26 protein-coding genes and 1 tRNA gene are annotated in these 22,797 nt (G+C 73.3%); 18 read left to right on the top strand and 9 right to left on the bottom strand.

Annotated features, from left to right (window positions below; all coding sequences use genetic code 11):
• Positions 1–69: 69 nt before the first annotated feature.
• From selB to AB0F91_RS31415, 3 genes are all read right to left on the bottom strand, one after another.
• Positions 70–1,791, bottom strand: a complete 1,722-nt coding sequence (gene selB / locus AB0F91_RS31425; protein ID WP_360603339.1) for a selenocysteine-specific translation elongation factor — start codon at positions 1,789–1,791, stop codon at positions 70–72.
• Entirely contained in the window at positions 1,782–3,071 is a 1,290-nt protein-coding gene (selA, locus tag AB0F91_RS31420) for an L-seryl-tRNA(Sec) selenium transferase (RefSeq protein WP_360603337.1), read from the bottom strand. Before selA ends, selB begins: the two co-directional genes overlap by 10 nt.
• A 15-nt stretch (positions 3,072–3,086) precedes the next feature.
• A tRNA-Sec gene (locus AB0F91_RS31415) sits at positions 3,087–3,178 on the bottom strand.
• Between the two features lie 63 nt (positions 3,179–3,241).
• Here AB0F91_RS31415 and selD point away from each other — a divergent pair.
• The 14 genes from selD (at position 3,242) to AB0F91_RS31345 (ending at position 13,810) form a co-directional block, all read left to right on the top strand.
• Positions 3,242–4,234: a selenide, water dikinase SelD gene (selD, locus tag AB0F91_RS31410; protein ID WP_360603335.1), complete on the top strand. Its 993-nt coding sequence runs from the start codon at positions 3,242–3,244 to the stop codon at positions 4,232–4,234.
• Positions 4,235–4,318: 84 nt separating this feature from the next.
• Positions 4,319–4,783, top strand: a complete 465-nt coding sequence (locus AB0F91_RS31405; RefSeq protein WP_360603333.1) for a hypothetical protein — start codon at positions 4,319–4,321, stop codon at positions 4,781–4,783.
• A complete protein-coding gene (locus AB0F91_RS31400; RefSeq protein WP_360603331.1) occupies positions 4,780–5,031 on the top strand; it encodes a monovalent cation/H+ antiporter complex subunit F in 252 nt (83 codons plus the stop codon). The genes AB0F91_RS31405 and AB0F91_RS31400 overlap by 4 nt, the downstream gene beginning before the upstream one ends.
• Positions 5,028–5,327 (top strand): monovalent cation/H(+) antiporter subunit G, encoded by a 300-nt coding sequence (locus tag AB0F91_RS31395; RefSeq protein WP_360603329.1) that lies wholly within the window; start codon positions 5,028–5,030, stop codon positions 5,325–5,327. The genes AB0F91_RS31400 and AB0F91_RS31395 overlap by 4 nt, the downstream gene beginning before the upstream one ends.
• Positions 5,324–5,560: a hydrogenase subunit MbhD domain-containing protein gene (locus AB0F91_RS31390; protein WP_360603327.1), complete on the top strand. Its 237-nt coding sequence runs from the start codon at positions 5,324–5,326 to the stop codon at positions 5,558–5,560. The genes AB0F91_RS31395 and AB0F91_RS31390 overlap by 4 nt, the downstream gene beginning before the upstream one ends.
• The gene (locus AB0F91_RS31385) at positions 5,557–6,282 is read left to right on the top strand and encodes an MnhB domain-containing protein (RefSeq protein ID WP_360603325.1); all 726 of its coding nucleotides are present in this window, start codon (positions 5,557–5,559) and stop codon (positions 6,280–6,282) included. Before AB0F91_RS31390 ends, AB0F91_RS31385 begins: the two co-directional genes overlap by 4 nt.
• On the top strand, positions 6,279–6,620 hold the full coding sequence (locus AB0F91_RS31380; protein WP_360603323.1) for a cation:proton antiporter subunit C: 342 nt from the start codon (positions 6,279–6,281) through the stop codon (positions 6,618–6,620). The genes AB0F91_RS31385 and AB0F91_RS31380 overlap by 4 nt, the downstream gene beginning before the upstream one ends.
• Positions 6,621–6,622: 2 nt before the next feature.
• Entirely contained in the window at positions 6,623–8,404 is a 1,782-nt protein-coding gene (locus tag AB0F91_RS31375) for a complex I subunit 5 family protein (RefSeq protein ID WP_360603322.1), read from the top strand.
• 89 nt (positions 8,405–8,493) lie between these two features.
• Positions 8,494–9,765: a cation:proton antiporter gene (locus tag AB0F91_RS31370; protein WP_360603320.1), complete on the top strand. Its 1,272-nt coding sequence runs from the start codon at positions 8,494–8,496 to the stop codon at positions 9,763–9,765.
• 102 nt (positions 9,766–9,867) lie between these two features.
• Positions 9,868–10,026, top strand: coding sequence for a DUF2795 domain-containing protein (locus AB0F91_RS31365; RefSeq protein WP_360603318.1), 159 nt, complete (start codon positions 9,868–9,870; stop codon positions 10,024–10,026).
• Between the two features lie 83 nt (positions 10,027–10,109).
• Positions 10,110–10,523: a phage holin family protein gene (locus tag AB0F91_RS31360; RefSeq protein WP_360603316.1), complete on the top strand. Its 414-nt coding sequence runs from the start codon at positions 10,110–10,112 to the stop codon at positions 10,521–10,523.
• Positions 10,520–10,831, top strand: a complete 312-nt coding sequence (locus tag AB0F91_RS31355; RefSeq protein ID WP_360603314.1) for a DUF3618 domain-containing protein — start codon at positions 10,520–10,522, stop codon at positions 10,829–10,831. Before AB0F91_RS31360 ends, AB0F91_RS31355 begins: the two co-directional genes overlap by 4 nt.
• Before the next feature lie 67 nt (positions 10,832–10,898).
• Positions 10,899–12,689, top strand: a complete 1,791-nt coding sequence (locus AB0F91_RS31350) for a thiamine pyrophosphate-requiring protein (RefSeq protein ID WP_360603312.1) — start codon at positions 10,899–10,901, stop codon at positions 12,687–12,689.
• 26 nt (positions 12,690–12,715) lie between these two features.
• Positions 12,716–13,810, top strand: coding sequence for a Vms1/Ankzf1 family peptidyl-tRNA hydrolase (locus AB0F91_RS31345; protein WP_360603310.1), 1,095 nt, complete (start codon positions 12,716–12,718; stop codon positions 13,808–13,810).
• Between the two features lie 328 nt (positions 13,811–14,138).
• On the opposite strand, the gene AB0F91_RS31340 is transcribed toward AB0F91_RS31345, so the two are convergent.
• Positions 14,139–15,260, bottom strand: a complete 1,122-nt coding sequence (locus tag AB0F91_RS31340) for a malic enzyme-like NAD(P)-binding protein (protein ID WP_360603308.1) — start codon at positions 15,258–15,260, stop codon at positions 14,139–14,141.
• Between the two features lie 95 nt (positions 15,261–15,355).
• On the opposite strand from AB0F91_RS31340, the gene AB0F91_RS31335 reads away from it, so the two are divergent.
• A complete protein-coding gene (locus tag AB0F91_RS31335) occupies positions 15,356–15,934 on the top strand; it encodes a hypothetical protein (protein ID WP_360603306.1) in 579 nt (192 codons plus the stop codon).
• A gap of 77 nt (positions 15,935–16,011) precedes the next feature.
• On the opposite strand, the gene AB0F91_RS31330 is transcribed toward AB0F91_RS31335, so the two are convergent.
• Entirely contained in the window at positions 16,012–16,974 is a 963-nt protein-coding gene (locus tag AB0F91_RS31330) for a TIGR03557 family F420-dependent LLM class oxidoreductase (protein WP_360603304.1), read from the bottom strand.
• Positions 16,975–17,127: 153 nt separating this feature from the next.
• Here AB0F91_RS31330 and AB0F91_RS31325 point away from each other — a divergent pair, with 153 nt between their 5' ends.
• Positions 17,128–18,228 (top strand): ionic transporter y4hA, encoded by a 1,101-nt coding sequence (locus tag AB0F91_RS31325; RefSeq protein ID WP_360603302.1) that lies wholly within the window; start codon positions 17,128–17,130, stop codon positions 18,226–18,228.
• 67 nt (positions 18,229–18,295) lie between these two features.
• Positions 18,296–18,883, top strand: coding sequence for a TIGR03086 family metal-binding protein (locus AB0F91_RS31320; RefSeq protein ID WP_360603300.1), 588 nt, complete (start codon positions 18,296–18,298; stop codon positions 18,881–18,883).
• 155 nt (positions 18,884–19,038) lie between these two features.
• Here the strand turns inward: AB0F91_RS31320 and AB0F91_RS31315 are convergent, their stop codons facing one another.
• The 4 genes from AB0F91_RS31315 to AB0F91_RS31300 all read right to left on the bottom strand — a co-directional run bounded on the left by AB0F91_RS31315 (position 19,039) and on the right by AB0F91_RS31300 (position 21,785).
• Entirely contained in the window at positions 19,039–19,908 is an 870-nt protein-coding gene (locus AB0F91_RS31315; protein ID WP_360603298.1) for a hypothetical protein, read from the bottom strand.
• Entirely contained in the window at positions 19,905–21,131 is a 1,227-nt protein-coding gene (locus AB0F91_RS31310) for a DUF6596 domain-containing protein (protein ID WP_360603403.1), read from the bottom strand. The genes AB0F91_RS31315 and AB0F91_RS31310 overlap by 4 nt, the downstream gene beginning before the upstream one ends.
• Positions 21,132–21,147: 16 nt before the next feature.
• On the bottom strand, positions 21,148–21,534 hold the full coding sequence (locus AB0F91_RS31305; RefSeq protein ID WP_360603296.1) for a YciI family protein: 387 nt from the start codon (positions 21,532–21,534) through the stop codon (positions 21,148–21,150).
• A gap of 107 nt (positions 21,535–21,641) precedes the next feature.
• Positions 21,642–21,785, bottom strand: coding sequence for a hypothetical protein (locus tag AB0F91_RS31300; protein ID WP_360603294.1), 144 nt, complete (start codon positions 21,783–21,785; stop codon positions 21,642–21,644).
• A 508-nt stretch (positions 21,786–22,293) separates the two neighbouring features.
• On the opposite strand from AB0F91_RS31300, the gene AB0F91_RS31295 reads away from it, so the two are divergent.
• A complete protein-coding gene (locus AB0F91_RS31295) occupies positions 22,294–22,782 on the top strand; it encodes an SCO family protein (protein WP_360603292.1) in 489 nt (162 codons plus the stop codon).
• Positions 22,783–22,797 lie beyond the last annotated feature (15 nt).

Genomic DNA, 22,797 nt, shown 5'->3' with positions numbered 1-22,797 from the left:
GCGCGCGTAGCGCAGGTTCCTCACCCACGCGGGGTGTGGCTACCCCCTCGCTCCGACGGCCAAACCCGATCACCGCACCCGGCGGGTGCCGTCGCCGAGGGGCTCGGTCACGCCCGCCGCGTCGAGGCGTTCGAGCAGCGGAACCATGACGCGGCGGGTCGTGTCGAGGGCGCGGCGCGCGTCGGAGACCGTGAACGGCTGGGCCACGCTCGTGAGGACCTGCGCTGCCCGTTCCTCCGTGCCCGGGGCGAGGTAGACGCCCTCGGCCAGCAGCGTGAGCCGGCCGTGGCGGACGGCGGCGGCGAGTTCCCTCCGGCCCAGCCCCAGTTCGCGGAGGTGATCGGTCTCGGGCGCGCGGAACGGGTGCTCGGCGAACTCGGTGTCCAGTTCGGCGATGGCCTCGGCGATGCGCGGTTCCAGCCCGGTGCCGGGCAGGCGCACCACGCCGTCGCCGGTGTCCAGACCCGTGAGCAACGGCGGCAAGAGCTCCGGCGCCGGCAGTGCCAGCTGCCGGCGCAACGTCTCTTCCGGCATGCCCGAGGCGACCGGGTGGTCGCGGGTCCAGGCAGCGACCACCCCCCGGACCACCGCTTTGAGGTGGGCGAACCGGGCGGGATCGACCAGCCACTCGCCCACTTGCTCGCCCGCCGGCGCGAAGCCCATCGCCCGGAACTCCGTCACCTTGACGAACCCTCGCCGTTGCAGGTGGGTCGGCGCCGGCTCGCCGGTCAGCTCGTCACCTCGCGCGCGAGCAGCGCCCCGGCGCCGCAGCTCGGGCGGCCGGACGTCGAGCACCTCGACCCCGGCCGGGATGACGTGGGCGCTCGGGTCACGGACCAAGCCTCGGTCACCGACCCGCAAGGGCAACGGAGCCCGCAGCGTGAGCCTCGCGGTATCCGTCCCGAGTGGACGGACCCGCGCCGGGACGGCCGCGGTGCCCAGATGCAGCACCAGCGACGGGTGCAGGTCGGCGGAGCGGGCGCCCCTCAGGCGGACGTCTGCCTCGGTCGTGGTCAGCCACGCCCCGGGAGTCAGCAGTGCGTGGCCGCGCCGGGCCTGCTCGCGTGCGACGCCTCGAAGGTTCAACGCCACCCGTGCGACGCCGGCGACGCGTGCCCGCGGCTCTCCCAGCGCTTCGATCCCCTTGACCGTGACGGTGACACCCCCGAGGTCCAGCTCGTCACCGGCCGCGATCGTGCCCGCGGCGAGGGTCCCGGTCACGACTGTGCCCGCGCCGCGGACCGTGAACGCGCGGTCGAGCCACAGGCGCACGTCCGCCTGGGCGTCCGGCACCGGCAACGTGGCGACGAGCTCGCCCAAGGCGGCCCGCAGCTCGTCGAATCCGGCGCCGGTCGTGCCGCTGACCGCGACCGAGGGCACGGAACCCAGCGACGTCGCGGCAATCTCGTCCAGCGCCGCCGCCGTGGCAGGCCCGGGGTCGGCGCGGTCCGCCTTGGTCACCACGAGCAGCCCGCGGTCCACGCCGAACGCGTCCAGCGCGGCGAGGTGCTCGGCCGACTGCGGTTTCCAGCCCTCGTCGGCCGCCACCACGAACACCACGGCCGGCACCGGCCCGGCGCCGGCGAGCATGTTGGGCACGAACCGCTCGTGGCCCGGCACGTCGACGAACGCCACGTCCTCGCCGCCGATCCGGGTCCACGCGAAGCCCAGGTCGATCGTCAGGCCGCGGCGGCGTTCCTCCGCCCAGCGGTCGGGTTCCATCCCGGTGAGCCGCCGCACCAGCGTGGACTTGCCGTGGTCCACGTGACCGGCGGTGGCGATCACCCGCACCGGCGCACCGCGGCCGCGATCGTGGCGTCGTCACCGGGCGGGACGGTCCGCAGATCCAGCAGGCAGCGGTCGCGGACCACCCGGCCGACGACGGGCGGCTGCCCTGCGCGTAGAGCTTCCGCGTAGCGCGCGGGCAACGCGACGGCAACGCTGGGCAGCTCCACCCCGGGCGCTCCCCCGCCCCCGACGGCGGCCGTCGACTCGACGACGCCGGCGTCGACGCCGGCCGAGCGCAGTGTCGCGCACAGCTCGTCCGTGCGGCCGCGCAACTCCGGTAGCGGAATCCGCAAAGCTTCCCGCACCGGCGGAAGTGGGCCGCGCAACGTCGCCTCGAGTGCCGCCAGCGTCAGCTTGTCCACGCGCAGCGCCCGCGCCGCGGGGTGCCGGCGCAGCCGCTCCACCAGCGCCGCGTCGCCGAGCAGGAGGCCGGCCTGCGGGCCGCCGAGGAGCTTGTCGCCGCTCGCGGTGACTAGGTGCGCGCCCTGGGCGAGCACCGTGGCCGCGTCGGGTTCGTCCGGCAGCAGCGGGTGCGGCGCGAGCAACCCGGAGCCGATGTCCACGACCAGCGGCACGCCGAGCCCGGCCAGGTCCGCCACCGACACGTCGGCCGTGAAGCCGGTGACGCGGTAGTTGGACGGGTGGACCTTGAGCACGAACGCGGTCTCGGGGCCGATCGCGGCGGCGTAGTCGGTGAGGTGCGTGCGGTTCGTCGTCCCGACCTCACGCAACCGCGCACCGGTCGAAGCCAGCAGGTCCGGGATCCGGAAACCGTCGCCGATCTCGACGAGCTCGCCGCGGCTGACCACGATGTCGCGGCCCGGCGCGAGCGCCAGCGCGCACAGCAGGAGGGCGGCGGCGTTGTTGTTCACCACGTGCACGCCGCCGGCCGCCGGGACGGCGTCGGCCAGGGCCGCGAGCGCACCGCGGCCCCGGCGGGCGCGCCGGCCGGTGGTGAGGTCGAACTCGACGTCCGTGGCCCCCGCGGCCGCGGCGACCGCGTCGACCGCCGCCCGCGACAACGGCGCCCGGCCGAGGTTGGTGTGCACGACGACACCGGTGGCGTTGACGACCGGCCGCAGCGTAGCCGCGTGCCCGGGGAGGTGGGCGAGGATGTCGTCGACGATCGCCTCCGGGGTGATCAGGCCCGCCCGGACCCGCTGCTGGGCGTCGGTCACGATGGACTTCACCAGGTCACGGCCGAGCGGCTCGGCGGCCTTGGCGATGCGCGGGTCGGCGAGCAAGGCGTCGGTGCGGGGCACGGCCCGGCGCGGATCGGTCACCCGCGACGCTCCCGGCGGAGGCGGACGGGAATCGAACCCGCCGGCGACAGCGTCTGCCGCCCGACGGTTTTGAAGACCGCGCCGGCCACCAGGCCGGAGACGCCTCCCTGGAGCATGCCGCCATCCTGCCAAGGTCGCGGCGCGGCCGCAGCCCGGGCACGATAGGACGCGTGGAGTACCGGCTGACGCAGTACGCGCACGGCGGGGGCTGTGCGTGCAAGATTCCGCCCGGCGAGCTCGAGGACGTGGTCCGCGGCCTCACCGGCAAGGCCCCCGACGACCCGCCCGGCGAGCTGCTCGTGGGCCTCGACGATGGTGACGACGCGGCCGCCGTGCGTATCTCCGGCGGCACGGCCCTCATCGCGACGACCGACTTTTTCACCCCCGTCGTCGACGACCCCTACGACTGGGGCCGCATCGCCGCCGCGAACGCGCTGTCCGATGTGTACGCGATGGGCGGCACTCCCGTGGTCGCCGTGAACCTGCTCGGCTGGCCGCGCGGAGTGCTGCCGTTCGAGCTGGCCACGGAAGTCCTGCGTGGCGGCCTCGACGTCTGCGGCCCGGCCGGCTGCCACCTCGCGGGCGGGCACAGCGTGGACGACCCCGAGCCCAAATACGGTCTCGCCGTCACCGGCATCGCCGACCCGGACCGCTTGCTGCGCAACGACTCCGGCCGCCCAGGCGTGCCGCTGACCCTCACGAAGCCGCTCGGCATCGGCGTGCTCAACTCCCGCCACAAGGCCACAGGCGAACGCTTCGACCACGCCGTCGCCACCATGACCACGCTCAACGCCGACGCCGCCCGCGCCGCGCTGGCCGCCGGCGCCACCTGCGCGACCGACGTCACCGGCTTCGGCCTGCTCGGCCACCTGCACAAGCTCGCCCGCGCGAGCCACGTCACCGCCCGCCTCGACCCGGCCGCCGTCCCGTATCTCGACGGGGCCCGCGAGGCCCTCGCCGCCGGGCACGTCAGCGGCGGCACCCACCGCAACCTCGACTGGGTCCGCCCCCACGCCGACCTGTCCCGCGTCCCCGAAACCGAGGCATTGCTGCTGGCCGACGCCCAGACCTCCGGCGGGCTCCTGGTCGCCGGTGAAGTCCCGGGCTACCCGGTGATCGGCGAACTCCTGCCCGCCGGCGAACACACCGTCGTCGTCGGCTGACCAGGCGCGCCCGCCCGGGGAGACCACTCGGTCGTGCAGCGGTGGCGAGGTTTGGCGTGCGGTGGCCTGGGGAACGTGGGCGGCATGCGCGCGGTGCGGCAGGCAACACTCGAGGTCGGGTGGTGGTGGCTGGGACTCACGGGCCTGTGGCTGCTCACGCTCTCTTCCCCGACGGCGCCCGAAGTGGCGGCCGGAGCCCTCGGCTCGCTGGTGTGCGCGTGGGCCGCCCGAGTGTCGCGGCGGGTGCTGGGTGGGCGGTGGGGGTGCCGACCGAAGTGGATCTCGTGGGCGGTACGGGTACCCGTGGCGGCGCTGCGGGAGTCGGCGCTGGCGTGGCGAGCGGTGCTCGAGGACCCGTCGGCCGGCGAACTCGAAGCGATCGCGCTGCCGCGCGAACCCGCGAACCGCCGAGAGGGGAGAGTCGCCACGGCGACGCTGGTGCTCGGGTGTACCCCCGGGACGATGGTCGTGACACAGGACGGCGCGCGCCTGCTGGTGCACCGGCTGCCGGGCGGCGGGACGGCGGCGCTGCGGCAGGTGGCGCGGTGACGTGGCTCCTGCTCGCCGCGCTGCTGCTGGTCGGGGGCGGCCTCGGTCCGGCGCTGTGGCTCGCCTCGCGCGGCACTGCGGTCGAGCGGCTCGCCGGGCTGCAGCTCGCGGGCGCGGTCACCGTACTCGTGCTCCTGCTGCTCACCCAGGCCTACGGTCCGTCCAGCGCGGTCATCCTGCCGCTGGTCCTCGTGGTGCTCGCGTTCGCGGGCACGCTCGTTTTCGTGCGTCTGCTGGGTGCCCGATGACGGTCGTGGCGCAGGTCCTGGTGTTCGCCGGCGTGGGCGTGGTGCTGCTGTCCGCTGCGGGCGTGGTACGTGCCCGTGACCTCTTCACCCGGCTGCACCTGCTCTCGCCCGTCACCACGCTCGGCGCACCGCTCATCGGGGCGGGCCTGGTGCTCGCCAACGGATGGCACTTGGGTTCGGGCGCGATCGTCGCGGTGGTCGTGCTGCTCGCGGTGACCGGGCCGGTGCTCCAGTCGGCGACCGCGCGCGTCGAGGCACGGCGCCGGGGGCTGACGGACGAGGAGCTGCCGTCGTGACCACCGCGGTGCTGTTTCTCGCGCTGGCGCTGGTGGCGGTGTCGGCGACGGCGGTCGTGCTCACCGCCGACCCGAAGCGCCAGGCCGTGACGCTGTCGGTGTTCTCGCTGTGCCTCACGGTCCTGTTCGTCGTCTTCCAGGCGCCGGACGTCGCACTCTCGGAGCTGGCCGTGGGCTCCGCGGTGGTGCCGCTGCTGGTTCTGCTGACGCTGCGCAAGATGGGCCGCCGATGAGGGCGCGCGACGTCATCGGGCTCGTCGGCGCCGCCGGGGTCGCCGCGCTGTTCGCTGCGGCCTTCACCCGGATGCCCGCGGTCGGCGGCACGGAACACCTGTATCGCGATCTCGTGCTGCCCGCGGCTCTCCGGGCGACCACACCGAACCTCGTGTCGTCAGTGAACTTCGACCTGCGCGCGATGGACACCCTCGGCGAGGAGACCATCGTCGCCGCCGCGGTCGTCGGCGTGCTTGCGCTCCTGCAACCGCCTCGCCGCGAAATTCCGCACCCGCGCGGAAACGTGCAGCCGGCCGTGCGGTTCACCGGCTGGCTGTTGCTGCCCGTCGCCGCGCTGCTCGGCCTCGACGTGATCCTCCACGGCCACCTCACCCCCGGCGGCGGGTTCCAGGGCGGCGTGGTCCTGGCGACGGGCTGGCACCTGCTCTACCTGGCGGGCAGCTACCCGGCACTGCTGAAACTCCGGCCGCTGGACACCCTCGAGTACGCCGAGGCCGCCGCCACCGCCGCATACGTGCTGGTCGGCCTCGCCGGGCTGCTGCTCGCCGGGTCGTTCCTCGCGAACGTGCTGCCGCTCGGCTCCTTCGGCTCGCTGCTCTCGGCCGGGACCGTGCCCGTGCTGAGCGTGGTGGTCGGGGTCGAGGTCGCCGCGGGTGTCGTGGTGCTGCTGTCGCGATTCCTCGCGCACGCCCTCGGGCACGCGGACGAGGAGAGCCGGTGACGGCCGCCTGCTACGGCGTGGCCGCGTGGCTGCTGCTGCTGGGCTGTCTCGGCATCGTGCGCAGCCGCCACCTCGTGCACACGGTCGTGTGCCTGTCGGTCGCTCAGTCCGGGACCTACGTGCTGCTGCTCGCGATCGGCTACCAGGACAAGGCGGGTGTGCCCATCGTCAACGCCGGCGGGCGAACTCCCGTGGTCGATCCGACGGTGCAGGCCATGACGCTCACCGACATCGTCGTCTCCGCCACGATCACGGCGCTCCTGCTGGCGCTGACGGTGCAGATCTCCCGCCGCCACGGCACCGTCGACCCTGACGAGCTCAAGGCCCTGCGCGGCTAGCCGTGGACGCGCTCCCCGTGCTGCTCGTCACCGCGCCGCTGCTGGGCGCGTGCCTGCTGCTCGGCTTCGGCGGGTTCCTCCCGCGCGTCGCCGCCGACGTGGTGGCGACCGTGACCGCGGTGGCGGTCACGGTGGCGGCGGCGCTGCTGGTCGCCGCGACCCGTCACGGCCGCGTCGTCGACTGGCTGGGCGGGCACCGGCCCTCCGGGACCCGGACCGTCGGCATCGTCCTGGTCGCGGACCAGCTCGGCGCGGTGCTGGCGCTGCTGGCGGCGTTCCTGACGTGCTGCGCGCTCGTGTACAGCTGGCGGTACTTCGCCGCCGTCGAAGCCCGCTTCCACGCGATGGTCCTGCTGTTCCTCACCGGCGTGCTCGGGTTCCTCGTCACCGGCGACCTGTTCACCATGTTCGTGTTCTTCGAGCTGATGAGCGGCGTCGCCTACGCGCTCACCGGCTACCGCGTCGAGGAAGCCGACTCGGTGCAGGGCGCGCTCAACTTCGGCGTGGTCAACTCCCTCGGCGCCTACTTCACGCTCATGGGCATCGGGATCCTCTACGCACGCGGGGGGCAGCTCGGGCTCGCGCAGCTGGGCGTCGCACTGTCCGGGCGCGGCGCCGACGCGCTGATCGTCGCCGCGTTCGTGCTCGTGTGCACCGGACTGCTCGTGAAGGCCGCCGCGGTGCCGTTCCACTTCTGGCTCGCCGACGCGCACGCGGTCGCCCCGGCGCCGGTCTGCGTGCTGTTCTCCGGTGTGATGGTCGAGCTCGGCCTCTACGGTGTGCTGCGCGTGCGCACGACCGTGTTCGCGACCGCCCCGCCCGGCGCCGCCGTGGACCGGGCGCTGCTCGTGCTGGGAGTGGCGACGGCCGTGCTCGGTGCCGTGTTGTGCCTGACGCAACGCCACCTCAAGCGGATGCTCGCGTACTCGACCATCGCCCACACCGGACTGTTCCTCTGTGGTCTGACGGCTCCCGAGGCCGGCGCCGGGTTCGTGCTGTCGGTGCTCGGCCACGCAGGCGCGAAGGGCGCGCTGTTCTTGCTGGTCGGCGTGCTGCTGAACCGCTACGGCAGCGTCGACGAGGACGAGCTGGCGGGACGTGCCCGCCGCTCCCGGCCGGAAGGGGTGCTGTTCGTGGTCGCGGCTGTGGCGCTGGCCGGGTTACCGCCGTTCGGGCCCGCCCTGGGCAAGGACGTGACCGAACACTTCCTGCCCGGCTGGCTTGCGGTGCTGTTCACCGCGGTTTCCGCGGTCACGGCCGGAGCCGCGCTTCGGGCCGGCCTGCGCGTCTACTTCGGACTCGGCCACGCCCCGGCCGGCGGGAGGGGTGACCGTGACCGGTCCACGGGCAGCGAGGAGGAACCCGAGACCCGCCGGCGCCTCGGGCGCACGCCGGCGCCGATGACGGTGGCCGTCGTGCTTCTCCTCGCGTCTGCGCTGGCGGTGGGCCTCGTGCCGTGGTTGCGGACCGGTGCCGCGATCGCCGGAGCGCAGGCGGCCGACTCGGCCGGGTACTTCCACGACGTGCTGCCCGGTCCGCCCGCCGCGGTCCCGCACGCTCCGGCCGAAGTCGCGTGGACGGAGCCGGGTCTGGCGGGTGCGGGCGCCGCCGTGGCGCTCGCCGTGGTCGTCGCCGCGGCCGGGCTGTGGTCCCGGCGGCGGGCGCCGCGGGCAGTGCGCACCGGCGTCCACCTGCTGCACCGCGCGCACTCCGGCCACGTCGGCGACTACGTCGCGTGGCTGCTCGCCGGCGTCGCCGCGTTCGCGGGGCTGTTGTGGCTGTGAGTGTGCCCGCGCGGCCAAGCGGGTAGCCCGCGGCCGGAAAGGAGATCAATGACCGCCGTCCAGTCCCCTCATCCCATCCGGCGCCCGTCGTGGCGCCGCTGACCGTGTTGCTCGGCATCGCCGGGCTGCTCGCGCTCGCGGCGGCGGTGCTGCCGAAGCTGGTGGCCGACCGGCCCTTCTCGACGCCGCTCGTGATGCTCGTCGCCGGAATCCTGCTCGGGCTGGCCCCGTTGCCCGCGCCCTACGGCAGCGGCTGGGCCGAACCTTCGGAGCACTTGGCCGGAGTCGAGTCCTTCACCCAGTTGGGGATCCTCGTGGCGCTGGCGGGCGCCGGACTCTCCGTCGACCGGCCGTTCGGCCCGCGCAAGTGGGGTTCGACGTGGCGGCTGCTGGTGCTGGCCCTGCCGCTGACGATCGGTGCCGTCGCGGTGCTGGGCTGGTGGTGGCTGGGGCTCGTGCCGGCGGCCGCGCTGCTGCTGGGCGCGGTGCTCGCCCCGACGGATCCCGTCCTCGCCGGCGACGTCGGCGTGCCCGCGCCGAATGCCGAGCCCGACCTCGCGCGGGACAACGAGATCCGCTTCACCCTCACCACCGAGGCCGGGCTCAACGACGGGCTCGCCATGCCGTTCGTCGTGGTCTCCCTGGTGCTGGCGGGGCAGGCTCCCAGCGGTGCCTGGGTGTTCACCGACCTGCTGCTGCCGTTGCCCGTCGGCGTGCTCGCAGGGCTGGTCACCGGCCGGCTGCTCGCGTGGACCATGTTCCGCGCGCCATCCTCGCGGATCCGCCTCGCCGAGTACACCGACGGCCTCGTGCTGCTCGCGCTCGCGTTTCTCCCCTACGCGCTGGCGGAACTGTTGCACGGCAACGGGTTCCTTGCCGTGTTCACGGCAGCCGTGACCGTCCGCACGCAAGAACGCTCCCACAGCTACCACGATGTGCTGCACACCTTCGGCCGTCAGCTCGAACGCCTCTTCGTCGCCCTCGCACTGCTGGGTCTCGGCCTCGCACTCGGCGACGGGCTGCTGCGCGGGCTCACCGTCACCGAAGCCCTGCTGGCGGGTACCGCGGTGTTCCTCCTGCGTCCGCTGATCGGGTGGGTGTCGCTCCTCGGGTCTTCCGCGCGGGGCCGCGCGGCGTTCGGCATCGCGTTCTTCGGCGTGCGCGGGGTCGGCACCCTGTACTACCTGGCCTTCGCGCTGCACGCCGTTCGGGTGCCGGGGCAAGCGCCGTTGTGGCGGGTCGGCGCGCTGGCCGTCGCGCTTTCGGTGCTGGTGCACGGAATCGTGGCGCAACCACTGATGCGGCGCATCGAAGCCCGCGGTGACCACGTGCCGCTCCGCCAGGAGGATCCCGCCGGATGAAGATCCTCTCCGCGGGGTACCCGGTGCGGGAGACACTGGCGAACGAAGGACGTTTGAACGTCCTTTCCGGACCACCCCGCACTGGCCCGTCACCTCGAGGGCATGACCTACCCGTGCGGACGCGCGGAGTTGCTCCGGCACGCCAGCGCGGCCGGAGGCGGCGACGACGTCCTGGGCGCGCTCGGCGGCCTGCCCCACGACGAGCGCTACGACGACCTCGACAGTGTCTGGTCGGCGCTCGAGGCGAACCGCGTTCGCTGAAGGTTGAGCCGCGGCGAGAGCGGGCACCCGGGGAGCACCCGGCGGCCCGCGCCGGAGCGCGACGCGACGATGGAGGTGTTGTGGTGACCGAAGAAGTGCAGCCGGTTCCGCCGAGGGAACGCTCGGTCGGCGAGCTCATCTCCGACCTCACCGACCAGGTGAAACGGTTGGTGCGTGACGAGGTCCGGCTCGGGGTGCTGGAGCTGAAGCAGAAGAGCACACGGATGGGCGTGGGCGCCGGGTTGTTCGGCGCCGCCGGGCTCGTCGCGCTGTTCGGCGCGGGGGCGCTGGTGGCCGCCGCGATCATGGCGCTGGCGCTGGTGCTGCCAGGGTGGGCATCGGCGCTGGTCGTGGCGGGTGCGTTGTTCGTCGTCGCCGGGATCGTGGCGCTCGTCGGACGTACGCAGATCAAGAACGCGACGCCGCCGGTGCCGACGGAAGCCATCGAGGGCGTCCGCGAGGACGTCGAGGTCGTGCGGCAGGAGGTGCGCTCGTGAACCGCGAGTTCCCGGAGACCCCGGACGAGGTCCGCATCGACCGCGACGCCACGCGCGCCGAGCTCGCGCAGACGCTGGAGACCCTCGAGCAGAAGCTCGACGTGCGCCCGAAGATCAAGCAGGGCATCGACGAGCGGCTCGACCAGGCCGAGGCGAAGGTCGGCGCGGTCGTCGGCGAACCGACGGCCGCGAAGTTCCGCCGGGGCGCCGAAACCGTGCGCGCCAACCCGGTTCCGGTCTTCGCGAGCCTGCTCGGGCTGCTCGTCGTGCTCCGGCTCATCCTGCGCCGGCGCTCGCACGAAGACTGAGCGCGGCGTTGTCGATCGGCGGCGCCCCGGATGTTTGCCCGCCGCGGCCCCGCGGTACCCGAGCGGCATGACCACAACCGTTGCTGACTACGTGTTGCAGAGGCTGCGTGAATGGGATGTCGAGCAGGTGTTCGGCTACCCCGGGGACGGCATCAACGGTCTCGTCACCGCGTTCGGCGCCGCCAGCAACGAGCCGCGGTTCGTCCAGGCTCGGCACGAGGAGATGGCGGCGTTCGAGGCCGTCGGGTACGCGAAGTTCAGCGGACGCGTCGGCGTGTGCGCGGCGACGTCCGGGCCCGGCGCGGTCCACCTGCTCAACGGCCTCTACGACGCCAAGCTCGACCACGTGCCCGTGGTGGCGATCGTCGGCCAGACCGCGCGCAGCGCGATGGGCGGCAGCTACCAGCAGGAAATCGACCTGCAAGCGCTGTTCAAGGACGTCGCGAGCGAGTACCTCGTCGAGGTCAACGTGCCCGAGCAACTGCCCAACGCGCTCGACCGCGCCATTCGCACCGCGCTCGCGCAGCGGGCCCCCACGGCACTGATCATCCCGGCGGACGTGCAGGAGCTGCCGTACTCGCCGCCCGAGCACGAGTTCAAGCACGTGCCCTCCAGTCCGCCCGGCCACCCGCGCGCGAAGGTCGTGCCGCCGGACGAAGAGCTGACGAGGGCGGCCGAGGTGCTCAACGCCGGCGAGAAGGTCGCGATTCTGCTCGGCCAAGGCGCGCGCAACGCCGTCACCGAGGTCCGCGAGGTCGCCGAGCTGACGGGCGCGGGTGTGGCGAAAGCTTTGCTGGGCAAGGACGTGCTGCCCGACGACCTGCCGTACGTGACCGGCGCGATCGGCTTGCTGGGCACCCGGCCGAGCTACGAGCTGATGAACGACTGCGACACGCTGCTGATCATCGGCTCCGGCTTCCCGTACAGCCAGTTCCTGCCGCCGTTCGGGCAGGCGCGCGCGGTGCAGATCGACCTCGACGCACGGTTCCTGGGCCTGCGCTACCCCACCGAGGTCACCCTCCTCGGCGACGCGAAGTCCACTTTGGAACGCCTCATTCCGTTGCTGGAACGCAAGACCGAGCGCGCGTGGCGTGAGCGGATCGAGAAGAACGTGACCGAGTGGTCGGACACCGTCACGCGGCAGGCCATGCTGGCGGCGGACCCGATCAACCCCATGCGAATCGTCCACGAGCTGTCCGAGCGGATCCCGGAAGACGCCATCGTCACCGCCGACTCCGGCTCGACGGCCAACTGGTACGCCCGCAACCTGCGCATCCGCGGCCGGATCCGCGCTTCGCTTTCCGGGACGCTGGCGACGATGGGCCCGGCCGTGCCGTACGCGATCGGCGCGAAGTTCGCGCATCCCGACCGCCCGGTGGTCGCGCTCGTGGGCGACGGGGCCATGCAGATGAACGGCATGGCCGAGCTGCTCACCCTCGCGCGCTACCGCGAGCTCTGGCCCGACCAGCGGTGCGTGATCTGTGTCTTCCACAACGGTGACCTCAACCAGGTCACGTGGGAGCTGCGCGCGATGGGGGGCGCGCCGAAATTCGAGCCGTCGCAGTCGCTGCCCGAAGTGTCCTATGCGGACTTCGCCCGCGGTATCGGGCTGGGCGGCATCGCGGTCGACGACCCCGAGCGGCTCGGCGACGCCTGGACCACGGCGCTCAACGCGGACGTGCCGACCGTGCTCGACGTGCGGTGCGACCCGGAGGTGCCGCCGATCCCGCCGCACGCGACGCTCGAGCAGATCAAGTCCATGACCGAATCGGTGCTCAAGGGCGACCCCAACGCGTGGCACCTGGTCGCCCAGGGCCTCAAGACGAAGGTCCAGGAGCTCCTGCCGACGCGCACCTGATCCCGCGCACCAGAAAGGAGTCCCTTGTGGACACGAACGAGCTGCGTCCACTGACGACAGCGACCGGACCGTTCGCCTCGGTCCACTTCGACCAGTCGCATGACACCGAGGACGCGGCGAAGCAGCTTCGCTTGCGGCTCAAGGAGATCAACGCGTCTCTCTCCGAGCAGGGCGCCGACCCGGAGACGGTCGCCGCGATCGTCGACGCGATCGAATCCGCTCCCCCACCGGTCGGACGGGCCGGGCGGAGCCTGATCGCCGCGCACGGCGAGATCGTGACCGACCGACGGCTCACCGCTCCGCCCGCCGCGCAGGAGGCGCGCTACTCGGACCTGCCGTACTTCCTGCCGGTGGTGACGCACGCCGAGGACGCGCCCGAGTACGTGGTGGTGCTCGTCGACCGCCACGGCGCCGACGTCGAGGTGCACCACCCCGACGGCACGGTGCGCGCGGAAACCGTGCAGGGATCCGAGGACGACGTGCACAAGGTCCGCGGCGGCGGTCCGGCGCACCGGAACCTGCAGCACCGCACCGAGGAAGCCGTGCGGCACAATCTCGAGGATGTCGCCGGGGCCGTGGCCAAGACGGTCGAGCGGACCGGCGCCCGCCTGGTCGTGCTGGCCGGCGAGGTGCAGGCCCGCGCCGAGCTGTTGGGCCTGCTGCCGGAGCCCGTGCGCGCGATCACCGAGGAGACCGACGCCGGGGGCAGGGCCGCCGGCGCCGACCGCGCCGAGCTGGAGGAGCGCGTCCACGAGCTGCTGGCCGGCCGCCACCTCGGCGAGCTGGACGACCTCGCCGACCGCTTCCGCGCCGAGACCGGTCGCGGTTCGGGCCTCGCCGTCAGCGGCCTGGAAGCCGTCACGGCGGCACTGTCCGAGGCCAACGTCGCCACCCTGCTCGTCGGCGACCCCGGCGACGCCGAGGTGCTCACCGGGCGCGAACCGACCCAGGTCGGCGTCGCGGCACCCCGGCTCGCCGCCCTCGGTGCTCCCCAACCCGCAGCACACCGCGCCGACGAGGCCCTTCCGTACGCCGCCGTCGCCGTCGGCGCGGACGTGGTGGTGATGGACGAGCGCCTCGATCTGCCCGGCGGATTCGCCGCGCTGCTGCGCCACCCGTGACCCCCTGACCCCCGGCGGCGCGGGCACGCGGCGGGGTGTGCCCGCACCGCCCGGGCACCACAGCGACGCCGGGCATCGCGGTCTCAGGGCCGGCCGGACACCGCGGTCCGGCCGGCCTCGCCGTGCGCTGATCCGCCTTCGCGGGCCCTCCGCATCCGCACGCCCCCTCCGGTGCCGGCTACCGGCGCCACCACAGTGGTCTCGTGACGCGGCCGCGGCAGCCGTGACCAGACGCGCCCGGCACGGCAGCGGGCCGGATCGGAACGAGACTCCCGTCTCCCACCACAACCCGGCCGGACACCACGGTTCGGCAGGCCCTGGCCCTGTCTCAATCCTCCTTCGCAGCTGCGGCAACCGCGCCCGCGACGGCATCCACCACGCCGTCGTCGAACACCGTCGGCACGATGCGCTGCGGGGTGAGGTCGTCGGCGACGACGTCGGCCAGGGCGCGGGCCGCGGCGAGGAGCATGCGGCTCGTGACGCGCGGCGCGCCGGAGTCCAGCAGGCCGCGGAAGACGCCCGGGAACACAAGGACGTTGTTGATCTGGTTCGGGTGGTCGCTGCGGCCGGTCGCCACGATCTGCGCGTGCTTGCCCGCGAGGTCCGGGTCGATCTCGGGGTCCGGGTTGGCCAGCGCGAACACGATCGCACGGCCGGCCATCGCGGCGACGTCGTCTTCGCCGAGCAGGCCGCCGGCGCTGACGCCGATGAAGACATCGGCGCCGGAGAGCGCTTGGCGCAGGCTGCCCTGGACGGCGCTGTCACGGTTGGTGTTCTCGGCGAGCCAGCGCTTCTCGCCGACGAGGTCGCGGCCGGGGTGCAGCACACCTTGGCTGTCGCAGACGGCGATGCGCTCGTAGCCGGCCTCGCGCAGCAACCGCGCCGTGGCGCTGCCCGCCGCGCCCGCGCCGGAGATCACCACGGACGTGCCGGTGGGCTCGCGTTCGGTCAGCTTCATCGCGTTGTGCAGCGCGGCGAGCACGACGACCGCGGTGCCGTGCTGGTCGTCGTGGAAGACGGGGATGTCGAGCTCGTCGTGCAGGCGGCGCTCGACGGTGAAGCACCTCGGCGCGGCGATGTCCTCGAGGTTGATCGCGCCGAACGACGTCGCGAGGTCCTTCACGGTGCGCACCAGGTCGTCCGGCTCCCGGCTGACCGGGCAGATCGGCCACGCGTCGACGTCGGCAAACCGTTTCAGCAGCGCCGCCTTGCCCTCCATCACGGGCAGCGCGGCGGCCGGGCCGCGGTCGCCGAGGCCGAGCAGCGCCGAACCGTCGGACACGATCGCGACCGAGTTGGCCTTCACCGTCTCCCGCATCAGCGAGTACGGGTCTTCGGCCACCCGCTCGGCCACCTCGGCGACCCCGGGCGTGTACTCCCTCGCCAGATCCTCGGGCGCGTCGAGGCGGACCCGGGCCGAGATCTCCACTTTTCCACGGCTGTGGCTCATGCCCGCCGGATACCCCGTGCGGCCAGCAGGAAATCAGCCGGTTTTTCACCCTCTACGGCGGGTACCCGTGAGAACGGACGGAAAGGAGTTCCCTCATGCCCGAAAACCCGGCAGTGGACCCGGTGCGCGCTGATGGCCCGGCTCGGGTCACCGCGGGCCGCCGCGGCGCACGACGGCTGGTCGTGCTCGATCCGGCCGGCGAGGCCAAGCACGGCGGGCTTCCGCCCACATGGCGCCCGTTCACCGAGGACCACGAAGTCGTCTGGTGCCGGTTGCCGGTCAAAGGCGCCGCCCGCGAGGCCGCACAGGCGTTGTCCGGGCCGACCTCGCACCTCGGCGACCTCGTCGCCAGCGGCCCCTTCGCCGGTGACGCCCTGCGTCTCGCGGAGGAACACCGGGACCACGTGCGCTCGGTCCTGCTCGTCGACCCGGCCGCCGAGGGAGTCCTCAGCCCCGGCGACGCCGCGGCCGCCGCCGACACCTGGCTCGCCGACCACGGCAACCAGGTCGCCGCCCTGCGGGACACCGGCATCGACGTCGAAGTCATCGCCCACACCACCGACGACACCGAGGACCGCATCCCGCCGCCCCTGCCGCTGGGTCATCCGCGCGTAGCCGAGGCGGTGCGCACCGCCCTGGCGAACCTCCCCCCGCTGCACCGCCCGGCGCTCTGACGACCGGCAGTCCGGATCACCTCAAATCCGGACCGCGCACGGCGCCGGGCCGACCTCGTCCCGGCGCCCACCGGCCACTACTCCCGCAGGGCCGGCAACAGCTCCTTTTCCGCGAACGACAGGAACTCCTCCTGCCGGTCGCCGCCGATTTGGATCAGCGCCAGGTCCGTGAAGCCGGAATCCGCGAACTGCCGCACCGCGTCCCGGATCGGCCCGACCTCCGGACCGCACGGGATCCTCGCGGCCACGTCGTCCTGGCGCACGAACTGCGTGGCTCCCGCGAAGCCGGCCGGACCCGGCAGTTCGGAGTTGACCTTCCACCCACCGCTGAACCAGCGGAACTGCTCATGCGCCCGCCGGACGGCCGCGTCACGATCGGGATCCCAGCACACCGGCAGCTGGGCGACCTTCCGAGTCGGCGGGCCGAGGCGGGTAGCGTCCCACTCGCCACACAGTGCCGGGTCGGGCTCGACCGCGATCATCACGTCGGCCTGCGGGGCGAACCGGTGCACGGACTGCTTGCCGGACACGGCGATCCCGATCGGTACCCGCGTCGGTGAGAGGTCCCACAGCTTCGCGGAGTCCACGCGGAAGTGCCTGCCCTCGTAGTTGAACGAACCGCCGTCGAACAGGCCGCCGATGATCTGCACGGCCTCGGCCAGCATGTCGTGGCGCACGTTGACCGGCGGCCAGCCCTGCCCGGCGACGTGCTCGTTGAGGTTCTCCCCCGCGCCGAGGCCGAGGGTGAACCGGTCGTCGGACAGCAGCTGGATCGTCGCGGCCTTCTGGGCGACGACGGCCGGGTGGTAGCGCATCGTCGGGCAGGTCACGAACGTCATCAGGTCCACTCGTTCGGTCACCTGGCTCACCGCGCCGAGCACGCTCCAGGCATACGGCGCGTGTCCTTGCTCCGCGAGCCAAGGCGAGTAGTGGTCGCTGCAGACCTCGAAGTCGAAGCCGGCCCGCTCCGCCCCCGCCGCGTGGGCGACCAGCTCCTTCGGCCCGGCCTGCTCGGTCATCAACGTGTAGCCGATGCGCATGCGGTGTCCCCCGTTCGGTCGAGTCGCAGTGAACCGCCCCGGTCCACCCTTCCTCCGCCGGAGTTGCCCGTACCGCAGCGGCCGAAACCGGTCGTCACCCGGCGTGGCGCGCTCCGGGGGCGGTTGCCGGGGTGATCTGCGAAGCTGCGTTCCATGGCTTCCCGGACGAGTTCTCCCTGGTTGCGCTGGACGACGATCGCCCCGGCGGTCGCGGTGGTCGTGCTGGCGGTGACGTGGGGGCGGGTGCTCGGGACCGTGCCGGTGATCCTCGTCGCGGTGGTGCTGGCGGCCGCGGTGCTCGCGGCGGTGCACCACGCGGAGGTGGTGGCGCACCGGGTCGGCGAGCCGTTCGGGTCACTCGTGCTGGCGGTGGCCGTCACGGTGATCGAGGTGGCGCTCATCGTCACCCTCATGCTCTCGGGCGGCCCGAAAACGGCTTCGCTCGCGCGGGACACGGTGTTCGCGGCCGTGATGATCACGTGCAACGGCATCCTCGGCCTCTCGTTGCTGGTAGGCGCGTGGCGGCGCAAGACCGCGGTGTTCAACGCGGAGGGCACCGGCTCCGCGTTGGCCACTGTCGCGACGCTGGCGACCCTCAGCCTCGTCCTGCCCACGTTCACGACTTCCCGCAGTGGTCCGGAGTTCTCTCCCGGGCAGCTCGGGTTCGCCGCCATCGCGTCGCTGATCCTCTACGGGCTTTTCGTGGTCACGCAGACCGTGCGCCACCGCGACTTCTTCCTGCCGATCGACGACGAAGGCGCCGTGGTCGAAGAGGACTCCCACGCGAAGCCGACGACCACCCGCACCGCGCTGTTCAGCCTGGGACTGCTGCTGGTGGCGCTCGTGGCGGTGGTCGGGCTGGCCAAAGTGGAGTCACCGGCGATCGAGGCCGGTGTGGCGGCGCTGGGGTTCCCGCAGTCGTTCGTCGGCGTGGTGATCGCACTGCTGGTGCTCCTGCCCGAGACGCTCGCCGCCACCAACGCCGCGCGGCGCGACCGCGTGCAGGTGAGCCTGAACCTCGCGCTGGGTTCGGCGATGGCGAGCATCGGCCTCACGATCCCGGTGATCGCGCTCGCGTCGATCTGGCTCAGCGGTCCGCTGCTGCTGGGCCTGGACGCCACGCAGATCGTGCTGCTGGTGATCACCGTTGTGGTCGGCGGCCTCACCGTGGTTCCGGGGCGAGCGACGCGCCTGCAGGGCGGCGTCCACCTCACGCTGCTGGCGGCTTTCGTGTTCCTCGCCGCAAGTCCGTGATCGGGTGTCGAGCCGGACCCGGTCTGTTCGTCCTCGGGGTGCAAGGACCTCATGGAAAGGACGGACGATGGACACTTTGGCGTTGTACCGGCAGGCGCAGGACGGGTTCGACGCGGTGCTCGCCGCGGTGCCGGCCGAGCGCTGGGACGCGCGCTCGACCTGCCCCGGGTGGTCGGTGCGCGACCTCGCGGGCCACGCGGTGTGGGGCCAGCACCAGCTGCGCGCCTGGGCCACCGGCGAGGACTACGCCGACCGATCGGGTGCTCCGGGTTCACCCCACCCCGCGCCCATCGCCGGCGAAGACCCGCTCACAAGCTGGCGCGCAGCCCGTGCGTCCTGCCTCGCCGCGCTGACCCCCGAGGCGCTCGCGCGGACCACCACGATCCCGGGCCTCGGCGAGGTACCGGTCGCCGCGGTGGTGAGCCTGCTGACCACCGACCTGGTAGCTCACGCGTGGGACATCGGCCACGCCCTGGGCGCCGACGTGCGCCTCGACCCCGCCACGGTCGCGGCCGCCTTCGACTGGGCCCGCGCGCACGCCGTGCGCGCGCCCGGCTTCTTCGGCCCGGAACTCACCCCGCCACCCGGCTCGGACGACCAGACGCGGATGCTGGCCTTCCTCGGCCGGGCCGCGTGGGAGCCCGTCGCCGCGTGACGCAGGCGGTGGGTGTGTCCGGTGTGGACGCACCCACCGGCTCGCGGCCGGGGGTTCACGGTCGCGGGGGCGGCACCGGCGATGGCGGTGCGGTACCGCGAAGTCGGCGCCGCGCCGGTGCCGAGCCAGGTCAAGACCGAGCTACCGGCCGCCGGTCACCCGCCGAGCGCCTTCCGGCCCCGGTCGAACGCGGCCAGTGCGGTGCCGACCGCGGCCGCGACCGTGACCTCGAAGACCTCGTCCTCGGTGTGGCCGGCGGCCAGCAGCGCGGCGATGTCGGAGTCGGTCACGCGGTAGGACGCGGTGCGGACGGTGTCGGCGTAGGTCTGCCACGGCTCGGCCACCGGATCGCCCGCGACGAGCGCCGCGCGCAGGGCCCGGTCGGTGCCGCCGCGCGCCTCGACCACCACGTGGCGGAGGTTTTCGACGACGTCGCCGTGGTCGGTCTTGGTGCCGCCGGAGAGCAAGAAGCCCGGGAAGCGGTAGCCGAAGCGGTGCAGCGCCCGGGTGCCGGCTTCGAGCTGGCCGTCGCGCAGCACGAAGCCGAACGCGTTGGCCAGGCGGTTGACCACGTCCCACACCAGGTTCACGCGCAGCGCCTCCAGCACGGCCGGCACGGGCACACCGGTGACCAGCGACGCGTCGGGCTCGCCGCCCGGCCGCGAAACGGTGTCGAGGAAGGCCCGGACCGCCCGCAGTTCCGGGCGGGCGGACGCCGGCTCGTCCGGATCGACCTCGCCCTCGCCGGCGATGCGCGTGAGCTCCGCGTGGGTGACGATGCAGAAGGGGCACTCGTGCAGCTTCGCCGTGCCCATCGCCAGGTACTCGCGCTCGCCGGCCGTCCAGGACGACGGGCCGCGCATGGCCGGCGCCGTGAGGTCCAGCAGGGCGCGGGTCATGAAGTCCGGGCGGTACAGCAGCGTCCGCACGATGTCGGGACTGTCCACTCGGGACATAGTGGCCGTGGCCGAGAGGAACAGCTTCGCGCGACGGCGGTGGCCACGCTCCAGAATGGACAGTCTCACGGTGTCTCCCCGGGGTCGGGTGCGTCGAGGTCGAGCAGGCGGCGGGCGAGGAACCGCCGGTCCGCCGGCGTGTGGGCGAGTTCGTGGGCGCGCCGGTAGGCGGCGGCCGCTTCGGCGGGCCGGCCGAGGCGACGCAGCAGGTCCGCGCGCGCTGCGTGCATGAGGTGGTACTGGTCAAGCCCGTCGATCCGATCGATCAGCGCGAGCCCGTGGACCGCGCCCCGCGCCATCGCGACCGCCACGGCGTGGTTGAGCGCGACGACGGGCGAAGGCGTGAGTTCCAGCAGCCGCGTGTACAGGCCCGCGATGCGCGCCCAGTCCGTGCGTTCGGCCGACGGCGCCTGCGCGTGCAGCGCCGCGATCGCGGCCTGTACCTGGTACGGCCCGGGCTCGCCGTGGCGCAAGGCGCGGTTCAGCAGGCCGAGGGCCTCCGCGATCTCGGCCCGATCCCACCGCGTCCGGTCCTGGTCTTCCAGCAGCACCACGTCACCTTCGCCGTCGTGCCGCGCCGCCGCGCGCGAATCGTGCAGCAGCAGCACGGCGACGAGGCCGAGCGCCTCCGGTTCGTCCGGCATCAGCGTGGCCACGAGCTTGCCGAGCCGGATCGCCTCCTGCCGCAACTCGGTGTGCTCGGGCGAGCCGGCCGCGGCGGTGTAGCCCTGGGTGAAGATCAGGTACACCACGGCGAGCACGCCGGCGAGCCGTTCGGGCAGCAGGTGGTCCGGCGGGACTTCGAGCGTGATGCCGGCGTCGCGGATCTTGCGTTTGGCCCGGACCAGCCGCTGCGCGAGCGTGGCTTCGCCGATGAGGAACGTCCGCGCGATCTGCCCGGCCGTCAGTCCGACCACGGCCTGCAGCGTCAGCGCCACCCGCGCGGGCTCGGCGAGCGCCGGGTGGCAACAGGTGAAGATCAGGCTCAGCCGTTCGTCGCCCACGTCGAGCAGGCGCTGGTCGGAGAAGTCGGACATCGGCACCACCTCCGGCTCGGCCCCGATCACCGCGAGCTTCTCCCGGCCCAGCCGGGCGCGGCGCAGCCGGTCGATCGCGGTGTTGCGCGCTGCCGTGAGCAGCCACGCCACCGGGTCGTCGGGCACGGCGGCCCACTTGCGCAGGGCGAGCGCGCACGCCTCTTGCAACGCGTCCTCCGCGAGCTCGAAGTCGCCGAGCACGCGGATCAGCGCGGCGAGCATCCGCGCGCGGTCCGCCCGGTAGACCCGCTCCACCGCGGCGGCCGCCGGCTCACTCAGCAGGGGCCACCACGTCGACCGGCGCGTGGCCCACACCCGGGATCCCGACGACCGGACGCACCTCGATCGACCCTTCCGCCGCCATCGGGCACAGCGCGGCGAGCTCCAGAGCTTCGTCGAGGTTGCGGCAGTCGAAGAGGTAGAACCCGCCGAGGTGCTCGTGGGTCTCGGCGAACGGGCCGTCGGTGATCAACGTGCGTCCGTCCCGCACGCTCACGGTGGTCGCCGTCGACTCCGGCTGCAGCGGCTTGCCCTCCACCCACACGCCGCGGCGCCGGCACTCGTCGGCGAACGCGTTCACCCGCGCCACCGCCTCTTCGAACCCGGGGTCGCCCGGTTCGGGGCGTACGCAGTTGTAGATCAGCAGCATGTACTGCACGTGTCCTCCGCCTCATCTGGTCCAGGTCGTCCGAAGAAGATGACGAACAGCCCGACCGTAACTCGACACGGCGTGGTGAGTGTGGCGAAAGTTTTCTCCGGGCCGGTTCAACCGAGCAGCGACGGGTGCGGGTCCGGAGGCGCGCCGAGCTCCGCGCCGATGAGCGCGCGGCCCGAGTAGGTCATCAGGTCGGGCGACGCGCAGAGCGCGGCGATCACCCGGCCGGTGAACTGCGGGGATTCGCGAGGCACGGCCCTGCGCGCAGCCGGCGGGAGCGTCGCGAGGTGGGCCTCGGCGCGCTCGGTGCGCGCCGTAGGCCGGGCCCTGGTGGTAGGAGACTTGCCGTGCGCCGGCCGGGTGCCGGACCACGGCGCCGCCGGCGCTGCGCGGCGGCACTGCCCCGGCAGTCGTGCGCCGGACCGGGCGGTGGCAGCGTCAGCGGGCATCGGGTGCCGCCGGCGTGGCCGGGGGGCTCCAGCCGCCAGACGCTCGCCGATGCCCTGTGCGCGCAGCAGCTCATCGCCGGCCGCCTCGTGGTCCGAGCGGGCCCGAACAGCTCGCCGGGCGCGGGGGGCAGTCAGCGCCGCCGGCACTTCCGCGGCTTCCGGCGGCAGCGCCCGGACGGACGGGCCGCCCGGTTCGGTCAGAGTGCGGTGAAGCGCGACGGTGGCCACCTGAACAGGAATGCGGGGCGCCGAAGCACGGTCATCGCGGAGTAGCGTCACGGTGCGCGACAACAGCACGACAGGAGGACCCGGCGTGACGCCGATCGACGCCACCTTCAGCCTCGTCGACCACCACGGCACGGCCGTGACCGAGCAGAACTACCGCGGCACGTGGGTCACGGTCTTCTTCGGCTTCACCCACTGCCGCATGGTGTGCCCGCGCGCGCTCGGCCGTCTCACGACCGCGCTGGACGAGCTGGGGCCGTCGGCCGACAAGGTGCAGCCGCTGTACATCACCGTCGACCCGGAGCGCGACAGTCCCGAGGTGATGCGCGCCTACCTCGAAGCCGACCACCCGCGCTTCACCGGCCTCACCGGCACGCCCGAGCAGATCGAGCGGGCCAAGCGCGCCTTCCGTGTTTTCGCGCGCCGCAAGGTCGATCCCGAGGACCCCGACGGCTACGCGGTGCCGCACACCGCCATCACCTACGTGCTGGACCCCGATGGCGCCTACGCCACTCACCTCACCGACGGCCTCGACGACAAGACGTTCACCGAACGGCTGCGCGAAACCGTGGCCTGAAAACTGACTTCGGTT

This window comes from Amycolatopsis sp. NPDC023774 (genome assembly GCF_040639695.1).
Taxonomy (GTDB): Bacteria; Actinomycetota; Actinomycetes; order Mycobacteriales; family Pseudonocardiaceae; genus Amycolatopsis.
Note: the sequence above shows the minus strand (reverse complement) of the source record. Positions and strands in the feature narration are given on the sequence as shown.